This window comes from Maribacter thermophilus (genome assembly GCF_001020565.1).
Taxonomy (GTDB): Bacteria; Bacteroidota; Bacteroidia; order Flavobacteriales; family Flavobacteriaceae; genus Maribacter; species Maribacter thermophilus.
Genome location: NZ_LDAS01000001.1, coordinates 741,634 through 758,830 on the forward strand (window position 1 = coordinate 741,634; position 17,197 = coordinate 758,830).

Genomic DNA, 17,197 nt, shown 5'->3' on the forward strand with positions numbered 1-17,197 from the left:
ATATATAGGTAACAAAAAAAGCGTCCTGAATTTTTTATTCAGGACGCTTTCATAATCAACATTGTTTTAGACCACCAGGTCATTTTGGTTTCTAAATACCAGTTCGTTGTTAAAAGCATCTAAGAGTATAATACTATCTGCTTTTATTTTTCCACTTAAAAGCTCTTTAGACATGTTGTTTAGCACTTCTTTTTGAATGGTTCGCTTAACGGGTCTGGCTCCAAATTGTGGTTCGTAACCTCGTTCCGCCAAATAATCTATGGCTTCGTCTGTAGCGTCTAGGGTTATATTTTGCTTGTTCAGCATTTTTTTGAGTCCTTCTAATTGAAGTTTCACTATTTCCCTAATATTTTCCATATTCAAAGGAGTGAACATAATTATGTCGTCTATACGGTTTAGGAATTCAGGACGAATTGTTTTGTTTAGAAGTCCTAATACTTCTACACGGGCTGCCTCTGTGGCGCTATGTAGGTCTGTTGCGTTTTCAAATTTTTCTTGAATAATATGGCTACCCATATTACTGGTCATTATAATGATCGTGTTTTTAAAGTCGGCGACCCTTCCTTTGTTATCTGTCAACCTACCCTCATCCAAAACCTGTAATAAGATATTAAAGGTGTCTGGATGCGCTTTTTCGATTTCATCAAGTAAAACAACGGAGTAGGGGCGTCTTCTAACGGCTTCGGTTAGTTGACCACCTTCATCGTACCCCACATATCCTGGAGGCGCACCTACCAGTCTACTTACAGAGTGTCGTTCTTGGTACTCGCTCATATCTATTCTGGTCATGGCGTTCTCATCATCGAACAGGTATGCGGCCAAGGTTTTCGCCAGTTCGGTCTTACCTACCCCGGTTGTACCGAGAAACAAGAAAGATCCTATAGGCTTTTTCATATCTTGTAGGCCGGCCCTACTTCTTCTTATCGCATCTGAAACGGCTTGTATTGCTTCATCTTGGCCAACGACCCTTTTATGTAATACGTTCTCTAGGTTCAGTAATTTTTCGCGTTCGCTCTGTAGCATCTTTGTTACAGGTATACCTGTCCATTTTGCTACCACTTCGGCAATATCTTCACTGGTAACTTCTTCTTTGATCAAGGTGCCGGCTTTCTGTTGTTCGGCCAGTTCTTGTTGCAATTTGGTAAGCCTTTCCTGTGCCTCTTTAATTTTTCCGTACCTAATTTCGGCAACCTTGCCATAATCTCCGTTACGTTCGGCTCGCTCGGCTTCAATTTTATAGTTTTCGATATCCAATTTTGTTTTTTGAATATTGTCCACTACCGATTTTTCGGATTCCCATTTGGCAAAAATCTCGTTTCGCTCTTCTTTTACATTGGCAAGTTCCAGATTTAGAGCCTTAAGTTTCGATTGGTCGTTCTCTCTTTTAATGGCCTCTATTTCAATCTCTAGCTGCATAATCTTTCTGTCCAATACGTCCAATTCTTCTGGTTTAGAGTTGATCTCCATTCTTAATTTAGAGGCAGCTTCGTCCATAAGGTCTATGGCCTTATCGGGCAAAAATCTATTGGTAATATACCTTTGGGAGAGTTCTACCGCTGCGATAACGGCTTCATCCTTGATACGAACCTTATGGTGGGCTTCATATTTTTCTTTAATCCCCCTTAAGATAGAGATGGCGCTCTCTGTGTCAGGTTGATCTACGATTACTTTTTGAAATCTACGCTCTAATGCTTTGTCCTTTTCAAAATATTTTTGATACTCATCCAAAGTAGTTGCGCCAATGGCTCTTAGTTCACCTCTGGCAAGAGCGGGCTTAAGAATGTTTGCAGCATCCATGGCGCCCTGTCCACCACCTGCACCAACAAGTGTATGTATTTCATCGATAAACAAAATTATGTTTCCGTCCGCACTGGTAACCTCTTTGATTACCGCTTTTAAACGTTCCTCGAATTCCCCTTTGTATTTTGCGCCAGCTATCAAAGCGCCCATATCCAAAGAGTAAATGGTTTTATCTTTAAGGTTTTCAGGAATGTCCCCTTGTACTATTCTATGGGCAAGACCTTCGGCAATGGCCGTTTTACCAACACCTGGCTCACCTACCAACATTGGGTTGTTCTTGGTTCTACGAGATAATATTTGAAGTACCCTTCTAATTTCTTCGTCCCTACCTATTACGGGGTCCAGTTTACCGCTATCCGCTAATTCATTTAAGTTTTTGGCATATTTGTTCAATGAATTGTAGGTTTCCTCGGCACTTTGTGAAGTTACGTTAGATCCTTTTCTTAGTTCGGTAATAGCTGCTGTTAAACTTTTCTCGGTTACCCCTTGGTCTTTTAAGATTTGAGAAATCTTACTTTTTGATTTAAAGATGGCCAGTAGTAAATGTTCTATGGAAACGTATTCGTCTCCCATTTTTTTAGCAATAATACTGGATTCGTTTACAGTTTTACCCGCTTCTCTAGAAAGCATGATGTCTCCACCTTGAACCTTGGGAAACGATTCCAATTCCTTTTCAAGAATTTGGGTGATCAGGTTAATGTTGATCCCTAGTTTTTTAATTATAAACGGAACAACGTTTTCTTCGACTTCTGTAATTGCCTTGAAAATATGTTCGTTTTCGATTTGTTGGTGCCCTAAAGATTGGGCGATCACTTGGGCCTGTTGAATAGCCTCTTGTGATTTTATGGTGAAATTGTTAAAGTTCATATATTTTAGTTTTAAATTGAGTGTTACTTTTGCAGTGAAAAGGACAACAATCCTACCAATTGAACATAACAGACAAAATGTCGCTAAAAGGCCGCATTATCAAAGACAAAATGGCAGTTGTTAGGTGTTTTTATAACGTAGCTTAAAGTTAACAAAGAATGGGATTATTTAAGGGGTTATTTGGTAAAGAAAACAATGAAAACAAGGGGGACGGTAACGAGGTTCCGTGGATATCTCTAGTCTCTATTGACCAATTGAGCGAAATAGAAAAAAAATCTTCTGTTCGCCCCCAAGTTATTTTTAAGCATTCTACCACTTGCGGAGTTAGTAGAATGGTGTTGAATATTTTTAAATCTTCCTATAATCTGCAGTCTTCCCAGATGGACTTATATTTTTTGGATTTGCATGCCAATAGGGATGTCTCTAATGAGGTTGCGGTAAAATTTGGTATAGTCCACCAATCACCTCAACTATTAATAATCAAGAATGGTAGGGTAGAACGTCATGCTTCCCATGGCGAGATTTCGGAAATAAATCTGGAGGATTATTTGTCTTAGATTTTTTGGCATAGGTTCAAAGGCAATTTCATATGGTTGTGAAAGCATATAGGTGGCTTGAATATTACCGATAATTAGTTATTAACTATCGTTTGATAAAATATTTTGTTGAATATTATTTTTATCGGCTTTATACTGGTTGCTATTTGTATTTTTGCCTGAGATTTTAATTTTAATAAAATGCAAAGGGATACTCGAATTTTTGATTTAATAGAAGCAGAAAAGCAACGTCAGATAAACGGTATAGAATTAATTGCCTCGGAGAACTTTACAAGTCCTCAGGTAATGGAGGCCGCTGGTTCTGTATTGACCAATAAATATGCAGAAGGGTATCCCGGTAAAAGATATTATGGAGGTTGTGAAGTAGTTGATCAAGTGGAGCAATTGGCTATAGATAGGGCCAAAGAGCTGTTTGGTGCCGCCTATGCCAATGTACAACCCCACTCGGGGTCGCAGGCAAATGCCGCTGTTTACCATGCGTGTTTAAAGCCTGGGGATACTATTTTAGGTTTTGATTTGTCTCATGGAGGGCATCTAACCCATGGTTCTCCGGTCAATTTTTCTGGAAGGTTGTACAATCCTGTTTTTTACGGGGTTGACGAAGCTACGGGAACACTCGATTACGATAAAATTCAGGAAATAGCCACCAAAGAGCGTCCTAAACTAATAATTGCCGGGGCATCGGCATATTCCCGAGATATCGATTTTAAAAAATTCAGGGAAATAGCAGATAGTGTAGATGCACTATTATTGGCAGATATATCGCATCCTGCCGGTCTAATCGCCAAAGGACTTCTTAGTGATCCGATTCCCCATTGTCATATTGTGACCACTACCACGCATAAAACATTAAGAGGGCCTAGGGGAGGTCTTATTTTGATGGGTGAAGATTTTGATAATCCTTTTGGAATCAAACTTAAAAATGGTAAACTGAGAAAAATGTCGGCTCTTTTGGATTTGGCAGTTTTTCCTGGTAACCAAGGGGGACCGTTAGAACATATAATTGCTGCAAAAGCAGTGGCTTTCGGTGAGGCCTTAACCGATGAGTTTGGAGAATATATGAAACAGGTTAAGAAAAATGCCGATGCAATGGCAAAAGCATTTGTGTCAAGGGATTATAATATAATTTCAGGTGGTACGGATAACCATATGATGTTGATCGATCTTAGAAATAAAGGGATTACGGGAAAAGATGCTGAAAAGGCATTGGTATTGGCCGATATAACCGCGAATAAGAATATGGTTCCTTTTGACGATAAATCTCCCTTTATAACATCTGGTATTAGATTTGGTACTGCCGCAATTACCACACGAGGTTTGTTAGAGGATGATATGGAAACCGTGGTCGATTTAATAGACCAGGTCATCAGCAATCCTGAAAACGAACAGGTTATCGCAAAAGTAAAAGGGGAGGTAAACAAGATGATGGGGTCTAGGCCTATTTTTAATGCAACAATTGCATAGGCTTAGAAAGAGCTTGTTATAAATAAACCTGTTCTTAGTGCTAAGGTATTGTTTTGTTGATTAATCGTCCAATACACAAAAGTCCAGTTTGGCAGGTATAAACTTGTTTTTTTGAACATCAAATATAAGACCGTCAAAATCTGACTCTAGGTAAATGCCCCAATATTTATAGTATGTAGTCTGTGTTGTTGCGGATTGAATATTTTTTGGCACCGTAGAAGAACCAATAGTTTGAATATTGTCCTCGAATACTGGAATGAATATTTCTTCGGGCTTTTCGGTAAGTCCCATAGATAAAGCAACGTAGCGTTTTCCTATTTCATTGATTATAGTGTCAAAATTCTCTATGATACTGTTGGAGTATACTTTTTTGATGGTTATAGTTGTATCATTCAAGAACAAGGTCAATTCTTGAATATCGATAGGTATCCTGTTCGAATTGGAATTTACCAGGTTATTGAAACTTTTTTGAAGGGGAGATTCGTCTATATCGTTTGATCCCCAAAGCCCTTTATTAAAATGGCCTAAAATTTCCAATAGACTAAAAGAGCATTGCATTTCCAATGCGATGGCAATTTCATCTTCTTTTGAGCTGCAGTTTCTTAATATAACTTTTGAAAAGAAACTAAGTTCCAATGACTTAATAAATTCTTCTATACCAAAGATTCCAGAGTCGGTATTCAGTTTGGTAATCTGAATTTGCGAATAACTGTGTGGGGATAAAGGCATTAATTCAATCTTTTTATTTTAAAGATAGCCTTAATGTGTATTCGTTGGACTTAGGAAAACCTTAGAATTTTGGAGGATATTGTAATATTTTTTTAACAAAAAAATAAATTATTGATTTTTAGTTATTTAAAAAGTCATAAAAACCCTCTTTTTTTTGCCTCTTGAATTAGAGCAAGATCATTTCCGTTTTTTACTCCAAAAATTGCTTTTAATTGTCTTTTTCTGGCTTCGACCGTAGTATTGGCAGCGGCGATTAAGGGCGCTATATCCCTGGTGTTGGTACCTAAAGATAGGTAGTAAAGTATTTTTTGGTCTTGTTCGTCGATATTGATAGTGCTGGCCATTCTTCTTCTAACGGCACTAAGGGCACTTGCTGTGTAGTATGGGGGTCTATTGTAAACCGTTTCGACCATTGCTTTTAGCGACATCTCATCAATTTCAGACTTCACCATGTACCCATCTGGGTTCACTGTCTTAAAAATATTGTTTATTCTATAGCTGTCACTGAAAGAGGACATAAAAACAACTTTAGAATCTGGAACTAGTTCTCTTGCCAATTTTCCAAGATCAACGCCAGACCTTGGGTCTTTTGCTTCTGCCGGAAATAATTGAATATCCAATAAAATAATGTCGAAAGGAAGTGTTTTTGAAGAAAACTCTATCTTTTCCTTTCCTTTGTCATAACTCTTGGCAATCTCTACTTTAACGTTAAAATCCTCGAAATCAGCATCTTCTAGGATGTATTTGTATCCTAAAGTGGTCATCTCATGATCATCGATTGCCAAAATCCTCACCGTTTTCATTCTATCATTATTTAAGGTTATTAGTTAAACGTCCTGAAGTTGGTTCTTAGTATTGCTTTCCGCATAAAATAACGGAATTTCTAAAGTGACCTTGGTTCCTTTGTTCGGTGCGGTATCTATAAACCACTTTCCGTTTAGTTTTTCGATTCTAGAGCTTAAGTTTCTCATTCCAATGCCCTTGCGTTCTTTATCGAGGATAAAACCTTTTCCGTCATCACCCATTTCAACTGAAAATAACTCTTCGGACCGTTCGAAGTTAACAAAGAAATTAGAACAACCCGAATGTTTAATGGCATTTTGTAATGTTTCTTGGATCATTCTATAGACATTGATCTTTATTTCCCCTTTTAAGCTATCAAAATCTTCGTCCTCATCATAATTAAAGATAGTGTTTATTTCGGTATTTTCCTTGGCGGAATTAAGAAGTGAGTCTATAGAATTGACAAAATTGTTTATCTTTTGATATGCTGAATGGCTTAGTTCGTGAGAAATAGCCCTTACTTCACCTTCTATTGTTTTAAGGGCTTTAATGGCTTCGCCCCGTGCTTCTATGGCTTCTGGGCCTGTTTTTTTGTTGAGCCCGGTGAGCACCATTCTAGCTCCTAACATTTTACCTAATACACCATCGTGGAGTTCTTCTGAAATACGTTTTTGCTCCATTCTCTTTACTTCGTCTACTTTCTGCTTTTGGGTAAGCATAAGGTTGAATATTTCCTGATTGTTCGCGTGTTGTTGTTGTAAAAAAAGTAATTTTTGATTTTTTGCACGTTGTTGGATGATAATGTATACGGCTAACCCCAGTAAGAAAAAACCAATGGCGATGCCCGTCCACATTTGTTTCTGTCGGGCCAGAATGCTTTTTTGTTCTTCCAGTAATTCATTTTCAGCAATAAATTCGTCCGTTTCAAATCGGATACGTGCAAATTTGTTTCTGGCCTGTCTTTCTTCTTTCTGTAAACTGTCGTCTAGGGATATATACTTCTGAAAATATTTAGAGGCATTTTTGCGGTCTACACTTGCTAAAAATTTGTAAGTGTCCAATAGCCGTTCGTTGTTAGAGCTTTCATCAGAAAGTTCCATGGCTGTTTTTGCTTTAAGAATTGCTTTGGCTGTGTCTTTTCTATAAAGATAATACTCTGCTAAAGTGTAATAGGATGCAGCTAGGCTTCTTGTTTCGTTTAAGCTGTCTTTTAAGCGAATGGATTCTTGAATACTTTGATAAGTACCAACGGTATCGTTTAACTTTAGTCTGCTTAACGCTAGGTTATGTAAAGCTTTAGAGTATAAACCGGGATTATTGTTTTTTAAATCGTTTGTCTCTATTGTTTGTTTAAAATATTTGCGGGCTTCTGAATAATTTCCCATGTCCAGATAAGCAATTGCCCTATTATTCAAATAGCTGGTCATATATATATCTGGATTATCTGTTTTTTGTAAATATGTTACTGCTTCATCATAATATTTTAAAGCCCTTTCGTATTCCCCAATGGCAGCCGATATTATGGCTAAATTGTTGTAGCAACGATAAAGTTCTTTATGTTTGTTTAAAGGCTTTAATCGCTCAATGGCAGCGATGGTAGAGGCTTCGCTTCCTACATAGTCCCTTATATCCGATTGTTCCACGGCCATGTTAAAGAACATTCGGCCAGAGTAGTAATAATTACCTTTTGCCTCGTATATTTTCTGGGCCTCTGAAAAATTGTAATAGGCACTGTCCTTTACCAAGTTTTCACGGTAATATACACCTCTGTCCCAATGGGCTTCCGCTAAAACCGTAGAGTCTTTCGTTTTTGCGGCAAGTTGAATGGTTTCTTTGTTTATTTCTTTGAATAATTTTTTGTCATGGGTGTCAAAACTGTAGTATGATAATTTAGAAAGCAACTGTAATTTTAAACTATCCTCTTCCAATTTTTTAAGAAGCCCATGAGCTTGTGAAAGTGTTTTTATTCTGTTTTCATGGGAAAGAGAACTACTGTTGCTAACAACGATTAAACTGTCAATTTCGGCCTTAATTTTATCGGTAGTTGTAGAAGTCCGGTGGGGCTGGCCCTGACCAAAATGGAAAAATGCAATTACAAGTAGGGTAAAAAACAACTTAGGCAATGTATGGTATTTTAATTCGATTTTGTAATTCAATACCTACAAGATAAGAAAATGCCCCGAACTTAAAAGTTCAGGGCACTTAAATTGTCATATGTGTTAGTGTTTAGGCAATTCCAATTTTTGGAGGGTCTCTTCTGTCTATAGGGTTGTCACAATTATCGCAGGCCAATGTGGAGTCATCATTTTGTGTGAAATTGAAGTCATTAACAACATTGTCGTTTATGTTCATTGCGATTCCGAGTTTTGGAGGGTCTCTTCTGTCTATGGGATTGTCGCAATTATCGCATGCCAATGTGGAGTTATCATTTTTCATGAATTTGAATTCATCGGCAACATTGTCATTTATATTCATTGCGATTCCGAGTTTTGGAGGGTCTCTTCTGTCTATGGGATTGTCACAATTATCACAGGCTAGATTAGCGTCTCCGTTAAACTCATTGGTATTATTTTGAACAATATAAGTTGTTAAACCTAATGCCATTAATGCTACAGCTAAGATGCTTGTCAATTTTTTCATTTTAAATAGTTTTTAGTTAGGGAACTGATTATTATACTGCCAAAGTAATAAGCTTCGACAAGGGATAAAATGAAATTAAAGTACACTTAGTGAATAGGTTAAATCTGTGAGTATTTAGCCCAGTTTTGAGAGAATTCGTTAATTCAACGAAGAAATGCTGTTTTTGGAGAGTGTTTGTTTAAGTTGATTTACCTTTTCTTTGTAGGATTTTGAAAAGGGTAGCTTTTTGTCAACTTTTTTTAATGAGCAGATAGATTTGCCAAAATTGATTCTGGACACGTAATCTGTGTTTACAATGTAGCTTTGATGTATTCTCACAAAATTCTTCGGAAGCTGTTTCTCAAAAGTTTTCAATGTTTTGTATGCATTGGCTACCGAACCGTCTTTCATGAAGAACTCTGTAGTGTTATTATCTGCCTGTAGGTAAAGTATATCTTCGGTGTTCAGGTAATGAAAATCGTTATATGATTTTAAACAAATAGTTTGTGGCTCTTTTTCTTTTGGAACTTTTCTTTTAAGCTTTAAAATCGATTTTCTAACATCAAATTCATTAAATGGTTGCAACCAATAATCAAAAAAACCATTTTTAATGGCATCATAGGCATGGTTTTTAGTTTTAGAAATACCAATAATCAGTGGTAATTCCGTAATATATTGATGTAACTCTATGATTTTCTGAAATATAAGTTGTGCATCATGATCTAAATTGACAAAAACAATATCTGGAGAAAATTTAAGAATTAGATTGAGGCCGTCATCAGGTGTTTCAGAAATACCTGAACAATTAAAATCCCCATACTCGGCCAAAAAAGTGCTCAATTGCAAATTTGACACGGCATCAGGGTCGATGATGGTGTATGAATATTCCAAGTTAATTAGTGTTCTACGGCAATTTACTAATAGACTGCTTACGATATGACTAGGAAAACCTTATAAAAACCGAGGTTTTTGTATTATTCTTCTCAAAATACTAATTTTTGAAAGAAAATACTTGCATATTTAAAAGTTATTGACTACTAATATTTTCAATTGCTTGGTAGGCACCAAGGTCAGGTCTAATGGTTCTGTCCGTTTTAAGTAGGTCTTCTGGGACTTCTTGGGCGAAAGTCGTATTTCCCATATTTACTACATCCGAATCCAATGCTACTCTAAAATCGTTGTATAAAGGGGCAAAAAAAGCTGTTTTGCCATTAATTAAAACATGGGTGTACATACTTTCGTTATCGAAATCATATAATGGGTTGGTTGAACTTTGATTGCCGATATCATTGAATTTAATGAGGCAGTTATTAAAACTAAAGTTAAATAAGTTTGTCCCGTTGGAGTTAAGTGAAATCTCTTTTGACCCGTTACCGTCGATAATGCAATTTTTAAAGTTGGCACTTAATAGGTCGTTTCCCGTTTCGGAGGTAGAAAAATTATCGATTTGCAGAGCAGCAGCAGTTCTATACCCTCCGCTCCAATAGTTGGCTATAGTGGAATGGGTAAAATTGTATCTGCCACCGAGGTTACAGGACAAAGAAGAATTTCCGGCGCCACCCAGTACTACATTTTGACCAGTGATGTGGGCGGATCTTGCATAGATATTATAATTGGAACTATTGTATATCTGTGTATTTTTAATTTCTAAGGAGTATTCTTGTAATTGATTGTTTCCTTCGATGTATAGTCCAATATTGGCATTTTTAATGGTTAAATATTCTATAGTATTGTTTATACTGCCGTTTTCTATCCAAACACCTCCCCATTGTCCGGGAATATTTGAATAATCAGGTTCTAAACGATCACCTTCGAAGATAACCTCTCCCTCAAGTAGTTCCCTGTCGTTGCTATATGACCCGTTTATGGATAATGAGGCTCCATTTTTTATTAGAATCCCAGAATTTTTGTGAAAATAGACCCTTGCTCCGGCATCCACAATAAGCCTTTTGTTGTCGGGTACAAGAGCGTAACCATAGATGACATATGGTTTTTCGTTAGAGAAGGTAAGCTCACCATCACTAAGCGCAAATCCCTCGGTCCTTATCTCTTCGCCATCATCATTATAGGTTAGAACAATGGTTTCTTTACTACCATCGGATGTAGTCTTTGGGAAAAGAAAAATAGCGTCCTTTACTAATGTTACCAGTTCTACTTGTTGAAGGTTGTTGTCGGAATCAAACTGTATGGCATCGGTATACAATATTGTATTTTCTGGATTATAGGTAAGGTCTACCGTAGTTTCAACAAAAATGAAAAGACTATCCTGGGCATATAGTGGTATGTTTTGAAAGCTTTTGCCTGCAACACCATCTACGTTTAGCCTGTAGTAACTGTCGGTTCCATTTCGTAACCGAATAGAAGGGATGATCACATCGTCTCTTGTATTGTTATATACTTTAAGTGTATAGGTGCTGCTGCCAATGGTGCTAAAAATAGTGTCAAGAAAAACCGTGTCCCTTGAAAAAGTGAGGTGACCGTTGCTGGGTGCATATTCAAAATCTTTCCTGCATGAACTGGCCCAAATAATAAAAAGGGCAATTACAAATAACATAGAAACCTTTATACGCACAATGTTGATGTTGAGTTGGTTCAAGAAAAAATTTGCATGATCTCTTCGGAGATCCTCATAGGTTTGTAGGTGTTTTTGTTTAATAGACACCATTCTGTGCTTGATCGCACTAACAGCTTTTTTGTTATTTCGTTTACCATTTCCACCACCCTTACAGATATTGCTCCTTTACTCTTTTCTATATAGGTGCTAATTAAAATAGGGTCGTTTTCAATTGCTGGAGCCTTGTACTCTATATAATGGGTCATTACGACCCAAACACCTTGGTCTTGAATGTTCTTGGGGGCTTTACTCTGCCAATGTTCCTTAGAGATATCTTGTATCCACTGTACATAACGTACATTGTTTACATGGTTTAGGTCATCTAAATCATCTTTGGTAACCGTTATTCTCTTGGTATAGGAAGGCATATTATTTTTTTTCAATTTGAACCTCAAAAAGTTTGTCCCAATCCTTACCGGTTACAAAAAATGTTTTTCTGGTAGGGTGGTATGCAATACCGTTCAGAACATTATCGGTATCTATCCAATTCTCCGTCTTTGTTACTTTATCGCTAAGCCCCCCAAAATTGACAACTCCTTCAATGGCACCACTTTTTGCATCAATGATCATTACCCCAGGTTTTTGATATACGTTTGCATATATCTTCCCGTCTACATACTCCAGCTCATTGGTGTCCGCAAAGAGTGATTTGTTAGAGGCTATTTCAATATGGTCTTCTTCTTGCATGGTATCAGGATTAAGAATCCATATTTTTTCGGTACCGTCACTTTTATAGAGCTTGGTTCCGTCATTGGTGAGTCCCCAGCCTTCCCTGCTTTCACCATATTGGAAATTATCTAACTTTTTCATGTCTTTTAGGTTGTAGATAAAACCTACGCCACTTCGCCAGGTAAGTTGATATATTTTATCGTTGAGTATGGTGATTCCTTCCCCGAAATAAGTTTTGTCCAAATCTACTTGTTGGTAGACTTTTCCTGTTTTATAATCAAACTTTCTTAAGAAAGAACGCCCTTTTTTACCGGTTCCTTCATAAAGGGTGTCATTATGAAACTCGAGTCCCTGGGTGTATGCGCCAGTATCATGGGGGTACTCGTTAAGTATGGTATAAGTGTATATTTCGGGAGCTTTGGAAGCTAACACCTTTAGCTTTTTTGTTACCTCGACTGTAGTGCCTTCATAGGTAATATTTGCTTTAAGCACTTTGTTGCCCAGTTTAGGAACAGAAAAATTGATTTTTCCGTCAGCTATGGGCAATTCTTTACCGTCCATAAAGTAGGTTGTCTTCTCTATGTTCTTGTTCTTGATATTTTTAATGGAAACACCAATGGTGGCACCTTGGTTTATTTTATTTGGGTTGCCCTCCAACTCTATGCTAAAAAGAGATGATGGTTTTTGGTTGCCGCTGCCGCAAGAGGCTAATAATAACAATGATAGACTAAAAAAAAATAATTTAAAGGAATTCATTTTTTACTATTTTCTTTGTTTTAAAGGGGTTCGCCCGAATTTGAGGCAAGTTAGTCCATAAAATTTAGAATGTAAAAAGGATTGTGAAAGTTTTAAAAGATTGTATATTTGCACCCGGCAAGTCCTACACGACCAGCTCCTGTAGAATCCCCCAGGGTGGGAACGCAGCAAGGGTATATGGTTGTAGCGGTGCGATGTAGGTAGCTTGCCTTTTTTTGTACCCTAAAGTCAGCGATTTTATAATTTGTCGAATAAGGTCCATGACTTTGTTTTTTGTCACTTATACAATTATAATTTCATGCAATCTAAAATAGTACTTATAACGGGAGGTTCGTCGGGCATTGGTAAGGCTATGGGCCAATATCTTACGGCTAAAGGATACATTGTGTACGGCACAACCCGAAACTTAGGAAAATATCCCGATTTTAGCGATTTCGCTTTGCTTCAGATGGATGTTACCGTTCCAGACACCATTGCTAAGGCTGTTAAAGAGATAGTAGATAAGGAAGGCAGGTTGGATGTATTGGTGAATAATGCCGGTGTTGGAATAACCGGACCTTTGGAAGAAACACCTAACGAGGAAATTTTAAAGGCTTTTGATACCAATTTTAATGGTCCTTTGAATGTTATAAAGGCAGTCTTGCCGCAAATGCGCAGGCAGAAAAATGGCTTGATCATCAATATTACTTCCATAGCGGGGTATATGGGATTGCCCTTTAGGGGTATTTATTCTGCTTCTAAAGGAGCTTTGGAGTTGGCCATAGAAAGTTTAAGGATGGAGACCAAAGATTTTGGAGTTCGTATTACCTGTGTAGCACCTGGTGATTTTGCCACCAACATTGCTGCCGGTCGTTATCATGCCCCGGTCCTGGAAGGTTCTCCATATGAAACTTCGTACGGCCGTACATTAGAGGCTATCGATGAGGATGTAGACAATGGGGGGGACCCGGTTCAGGTAGCTAAAAAGGTACATAGTATAATTAATGCCAAAAATCCTAAAATACATTATAAAGTAGGATCTTTTCTTCAAAAATTTTCAATTGTACTTAAGAGAATCTTACCTGATAAGTGGTACGAAAAATTACTCTTGAACTACAGTGGCTCATAGGAATTTGGCTATAGTGTATTGTCGTATATATTTGAAAAAGCATCCACGATCAAAGTGTCTTTTGCGATGATACACTTGTTTAACGGATAAAGAACCAAGGTTTCTGTAAGTTTTTTATAATCATTGGACCTAAACTGGGTGTTGGGTTCCGCATTCATACTGTTTACAATAGTTTCCCAGTCTTCCATTTCTGTGCGAATGTTGATTCCAACGAATTCGAAATTAGGTTTTGACTTTTTTAATTCCGCAACACGTTTAAAAATATTATCGTAATGGGTTTTATTGGTGGCCGACCAAAAATAAAAAACTACGTTTTTGCCCTTTGCAATTTCTGGAAGCGAAATATTTTTACCCTCCATAGAGGTTACTGTTAAGTGGGGTATGGGGTTTTGGGGCTGTATATTTCTGATACCTTGGTAAAGAGTCACGATTTCTTGTATGTGCATGTTGTTACCAGAAACCTTCTGAAACTCATCTATGAATATTTTATTGCTGTCAGGGGCATTGTGCTCTTTTAGCAAATAGTTGATAGCTACATTTCTAAACAGGTTGTCTCTTAGTTCTTTTTCGACAACTAGACTGTCTATCATTTGTAATTTGTGTTTGTTAAAGTGAAGCTGATTGGTGATTATGCCATCGTGTTTACCACATGATCGCGAACAATCCATGTATGAAAGATTGCCGAAATGTGATTTCATAAAATCGTAGTAAGGTCTTAGGTAAATAAGATGCTTGTTATTGTAATCTATATTTTTTCTATAGGCGTAGAAATCTTTCGAAAAATCGTGTAATTTATCTTCCTTTAATTTTCTTTTATGTTTAAAAGGATAGATTTCCTTGTATCTGTAATAGGTGTAGTTAATACTGGCCTCAGCTATGTCGTATGCTCTTTTCGAAAGTCCGAACTCTAATTTAATGTCGTCCAAAGATCGTAGCTTGTTTTTTCTAAGCGCATCTATTTTATCGGAAAAATCATCGGCTTCCAGTTCATAATAGTTCGCCAATATTTCTTTTTCCTCTTCTTCGTAGGCTAAAAAATTCTCTAAAAGAAAGTTGTTTATTTCCTCATTGGTGCCAGAAAAAACCAACGATTCGTCAAAATATAGGGTATTTAGCCGAACCAGTAGGCTGTCTCCTTTCTCCAGGTAAATATATTGGTATTCAGGCGAATGGTTAAAATGATATAGACCATCTTCAATAGCATTCAAGTGAAAGGTGAACCTATTGTTTGCATCTAATTTAGCGGAGTCCAGTACATCACCGCCTTTGTACAGAACTACATATTCATCGGTTGGATTCACAATTTCTCCAGCAAAGAAAACGCTGTCCGTATTTTTTTGGGGAGCATTGCAACCAACTAACAAGAAAATAAATGCTAGAGGTAAATATTTATCCATACACAAAAGGGCAATGTTTCATATCCAAAAATAATGAACCCTATCTTCCATTGCTGTTAATAGGTAGTTAAATCTTAATTCATTGGGTCTTAAGCACAATTAAACAAGATGTAATTTAAGTTTGTTGGTTTTCGCCTTTAAAATTCTGTATTTTTGCACGAATTTTTAAATAGTGATTTATGTTATCTGTATCTAATTTATCGGTCCAGTTTGGAAAGAGGGTTTTGTTTGACGAGGTTAATGTTTCCTTTACCGAAGGTAACTGTTATGGTATTATTGGGGCCAATGGTGCGGGTAAATCCACATTTTTAAAGGTTTTATCTGGACAGATAGAGCCTACCTCGGGCCATGTTCATTTAGAGCCGGGGAAAAGAATGTCGATCTTGGAGCAAAACCATAACTCATCGGATGAATTTACCGTATTGGAGACCGTGGTCAAAGGTAATAAGCCACTTTATGAGATCAAGAAGGAAATAGATGCCCTATATGCCGATTATAGTGACGAGAATGCAGATAGGATAGGGGAGTTGCAGGTACAGTTCGAGGAAATGAACGGATGGAACGCCGATAGTGATGCCGCAGCCCTGCTATCTAATTTAGGGATAGGAGAGGAGTTGCACTATACTTTGATGTCGGATGTAGATTCTAAATTAAAAGTACGTGTGCTTTTGGCGCAGGCACTATTTGGAAATCCGGACGTATTGGTGATGGACGAGCCAACGAACGACCTGGATTATGAAACTATCAGCTGGTTAGAAAACTTTTTGGCCGATTACGAGAATACGGTAATCGTAGTTTCACACGACAGGCACTTCCTAGATACGGTATGTACCCATATAGGGGATATAGATTTTGGTAAGTTAAACCTCTACTCCGGTAATTATACTTTTTGGTACGAAAGTAGCCAGTTAGCTGCAAGGCAAAGAGCTCAGCAGAATAAAAAAGCAGAGGAAAAGGCCAAAGAACTGCAAGAGTTTATTATGCGCTTTAGTGCCAACGTAGCAAAAAGTAAGCAGGCGACTTCGAGAAAGAAAATGTTGTCTAAGTTAAAAGTCGACGATATAAAACCTTCTAGCCGAAGGTACCCGGCCATTATCTTTGAAAGAGAGCGCGAGGCCGGTGATCAAATATTGAATGTAGAAGGTCTAAAAGCATCTACGGAAGAAGGTGAACTATTGTTCGATAATGTGAACATTAACTTGGCCAAAGGAGATAAAATTGCAGTTATCTCTAGGGATTCTAGGGCTACAACCGCTTTTTATGAAATTATAAACAATAACAGAAAACCCGATAGCGGTACGTTTAATTGGGGGGTAACTACCAATCAATCTTATTTGCCGGCCGATAATTCCGAATTTTTTAAAGAGAATATAAATCTTGTTGATTGGCTTAGGCAATGGGCGAAAACAGAAGAAGAGCGCGAAGAGGTTTATTTAAGGGGATTTCTTGGTAAAATGCTTTTTAGTGGAGAGGAAGCTTTAAAAAAATGTACCGTACTTTCTGGGGGAGAAAAGGTAAGGTGTATGTTGAGTAGAATGATGATGATGAGGGCCAATGTGTTGATGTTGGACGAGCCTACAAATCACTTGGATCTAGAAAGTATTACAGCCTTTAACAACTCTCTGAAGAACTTTAAGGGTACCGTGCTTTTTACCACTCATGACCATGAATTTGCACAAACAGTAGCTAATAGAATTATAGAATTGACTCCGAAAGGCAACATTGACCGATATTCTACGTTTGATGAATATATGTCTGACAAGGCATTAAAGGAGCAGCGCAACAAAATGTACGCTGTTTCCGTTTAAGGAAGTTGAACTATAATTTCTAGATC

General features: G+C 37.5%; 14 protein-coding genes and 1 other RNA gene. 5 read left to right on the forward strand and 10 right to left on the reverse strand.

What is annotated here, in order from left to right:
• Window positions 1–66: 66 nt before the first annotated feature.
• Window positions 67–2,667 carry an ATP-dependent chaperone ClpB gene (gene clpB / locus AB657_RS03205; protein WP_047245176.1) on the reverse strand — a complete coding sequence of 867 codons (2,601 nt, stop codon included), beginning with the start codon at window positions 2,665–2,667 and terminating at the stop codon, window positions 67–69.
• Window positions 2,668–2,825: 158 nt separating this feature from the next.
• On the opposite strand from clpB, the gene ytxJ reads away from it, so the two are divergent.
• Both ytxJ and glyA read left to right on the forward strand, forming a co-directional pair.
• A complete protein-coding gene (gene ytxJ, locus AB657_RS03210) occupies window positions 2,826–3,224 on the forward strand; it encodes a bacillithiol system redox-active protein YtxJ (RefSeq protein WP_047245177.1) in 399 nt (132 codons plus the stop codon).
• Window positions 3,225–3,404: 180 nt separating this feature from the next.
• Complete coding sequence (gene glyA, locus AB657_RS03215; protein ID WP_047245178.1) at window positions 3,405–4,688, forward strand: serine hydroxymethyltransferase; 1,284 nt, start codon at window positions 3,405–3,407, stop codon at window positions 4,686–4,688.
• 60 nt (window positions 4,689–4,748) lie between these two features.
• Here the strand turns inward: glyA and AB657_RS03220 are convergent, their stop codons facing one another.
• From AB657_RS03220 to AB657_RS03255, 8 genes are all read right to left on the reverse strand, one after another.
• Window positions 4,749–5,417: a hypothetical protein gene (locus tag AB657_RS03220; protein WP_047245179.1), complete on the reverse strand. Its 669-nt coding sequence runs from the start codon at window positions 5,415–5,417 to the stop codon at window positions 4,749–4,751.
• Window positions 5,418–5,551: 134 nt separating this feature from the next.
• Window positions 5,552–6,220: a response regulator gene (locus AB657_RS03225; protein WP_047245180.1), complete on the reverse strand. Its 669-nt coding sequence runs from the start codon at window positions 6,218–6,220 to the stop codon at window positions 5,552–5,554.
• Window positions 6,221–6,244: 24 nt separating this feature from the next.
• The gene (locus tag AB657_RS03230; protein ID WP_047245181.1) at window positions 6,245–8,356 is read right to left on the reverse strand and encodes an ATP-binding protein; all 2,112 of its coding nucleotides are present in this window, start codon (window positions 8,354–8,356) and stop codon (window positions 6,245–6,247) included.
• 70 nt (window positions 8,357–8,426) lie between these two features.
• On the reverse strand, window positions 8,427–8,804 hold the full coding sequence (locus tag AB657_RS03235; protein WP_157491561.1) for a hypothetical protein: 378 nt from the start codon (window positions 8,802–8,804) through the stop codon (window positions 8,427–8,429).
• Window positions 8,805–8,978: 174 nt separating this feature from the next.
• On the reverse strand, window positions 8,979–9,710 hold the full coding sequence (locus AB657_RS03240; RefSeq protein WP_047245183.1) for a LytR/AlgR family response regulator transcription factor: 732 nt from the start codon (window positions 9,708–9,710) through the stop codon (window positions 8,979–8,981).
• Between the two features lie 136 nt (window positions 9,711–9,846).
• Window positions 9,847–11,373, reverse strand: coding sequence for a hypothetical protein (locus AB657_RS03245; RefSeq protein ID WP_047247771.1), 1,527 nt, complete (start codon window positions 11,371–11,373; stop codon window positions 9,847–9,849).
• Window positions 11,374–11,411: 38 nt separating this feature from the next.
• Window positions 11,412–11,801 (reverse strand): acyl-CoA thioesterase, encoded by a 390-nt coding sequence (locus tag AB657_RS03250; RefSeq protein ID WP_047247772.1) that lies wholly within the window; start codon window positions 11,799–11,801, stop codon window positions 11,412–11,414.
• Between the two features lies 1 nt (window position 11,802).
• The gene (locus AB657_RS03255; RefSeq protein ID WP_047245184.1) at window positions 11,803–12,858 is read right to left on the reverse strand and encodes a glutaminyl-peptide cyclotransferase; all 1,056 of its coding nucleotides are present in this window, start codon (window positions 12,856–12,858) and stop codon (window positions 11,803–11,805) included.
• A 115-nt stretch (window positions 12,859–12,973) separates the two neighbouring features.
• Here AB657_RS03255 and ffs point away from each other — a divergent pair.
• Together ffs and AB657_RS03260 are read left to right on the forward strand one after the other, a co-directional pair.
• Window positions 12,974–13,072, forward strand: an RNA gene (gene ffs, locus AB657_RS17800) — signal recognition particle sRNA small type.
• 84 nt (window positions 13,073–13,156) lie between these two features.
• A complete protein-coding gene (locus tag AB657_RS03260; protein ID WP_047245185.1) occupies window positions 13,157–13,966 on the forward strand; it encodes an SDR family oxidoreductase in 810 nt (269 codons plus the stop codon).
• A gap of 8 nt (window positions 13,967–13,974) precedes the next feature.
• Here the strand turns inward: AB657_RS03260 and AB657_RS03265 are convergent, their stop codons facing one another.
• A complete protein-coding gene (locus AB657_RS03265) occupies window positions 13,975–15,363 on the reverse strand; it encodes a TlpA family protein disulfide reductase (protein WP_047245186.1) in 1,389 nt (462 codons plus the stop codon).
• 179 nt (window positions 15,364–15,542) lie between these two features.
• On the opposite strand from AB657_RS03265, the gene AB657_RS03270 reads away from it, so the two are divergent.
• Window positions 15,543–17,171, forward strand: coding sequence for an ABC-F family ATP-binding cassette domain-containing protein (locus AB657_RS03270; protein WP_047245187.1), 1,629 nt, complete (start codon window positions 15,543–15,545; stop codon window positions 17,169–17,171).
• The last annotated feature ends 26 nt before the right edge of the window (window positions 17,172–17,197 follow it).

Coding starts and splice junctions, on each gene's coding strand:
- AB657_RS03270 (WP_047245187.1), top strand. CDS start 15,543: ATGTTATCTGTATCTAATTTATCGGTCCAGTTTGGAAAGAGGGTTTTG.
- AB657_RS03235 (WP_157491561.1), bottom strand. CDS start 8,804: ATGGCATTAGGTTTAACAACTTATATTGTTCAAAATAATACCAATGAG.
- AB657_RS03265 (WP_047245186.1), bottom strand. CDS start 15,363: ATGGATAAATATTTACCTCTAGCATTTATTTTCTTGTTAGTTGGTTGC.
- AB657_RS03250 (WP_047247772.1), bottom strand. CDS start 11,801: ATGCCTTCCTATACCAAGAGAATAACGGTTACCAAAGATGATTTAGAT.
- AB657_RS03220 (WP_047245179.1), bottom strand. CDS start 5,417: ATGCCTTTATCCCCACACAGTTATTCGCAAATTCAGATTACCAAACTG.
- ytxJ (WP_047245177.1), top strand. CDS start 2,826: ATGGGATTATTTAAGGGGTTATTTGGTAAAGAAAACAATGAAAACAAG.
- AB657_RS03245 (WP_047247771.1), bottom strand. CDS start 11,373: ATGTTATTTGTAATTGCCCTTTTTATTATTTGGGCCAGTTCATGCAGG.
- glyA (WP_047245178.1), top strand. CDS start 3,405: ATGCAAAGGGATACTCGAATTTTTGATTTAATAGAAGCAGAAAAGCAA.
- AB657_RS03255 (WP_047245184.1), bottom strand. CDS start 12,858: ATGAATTCCTTTAAATTATTTTTTTTTAGTCTATCATTGTTATTATTA.
- AB657_RS03225 (WP_047245180.1), bottom strand. CDS start 6,220: ATGAAAACGGTGAGGATTTTGGCAATCGATGATCATGAGATGACCACT.
- clpB (WP_047245176.1), bottom strand. CDS start 2,667: ATGAACTTTAACAATTTCACCATAAAATCACAAGAGGCTATTCAACAG.
- AB657_RS03260 (WP_047245185.1), top strand. CDS start 13,157: ATGCAATCTAAAATAGTACTTATAACGGGAGGTTCGTCGGGCATTGGT.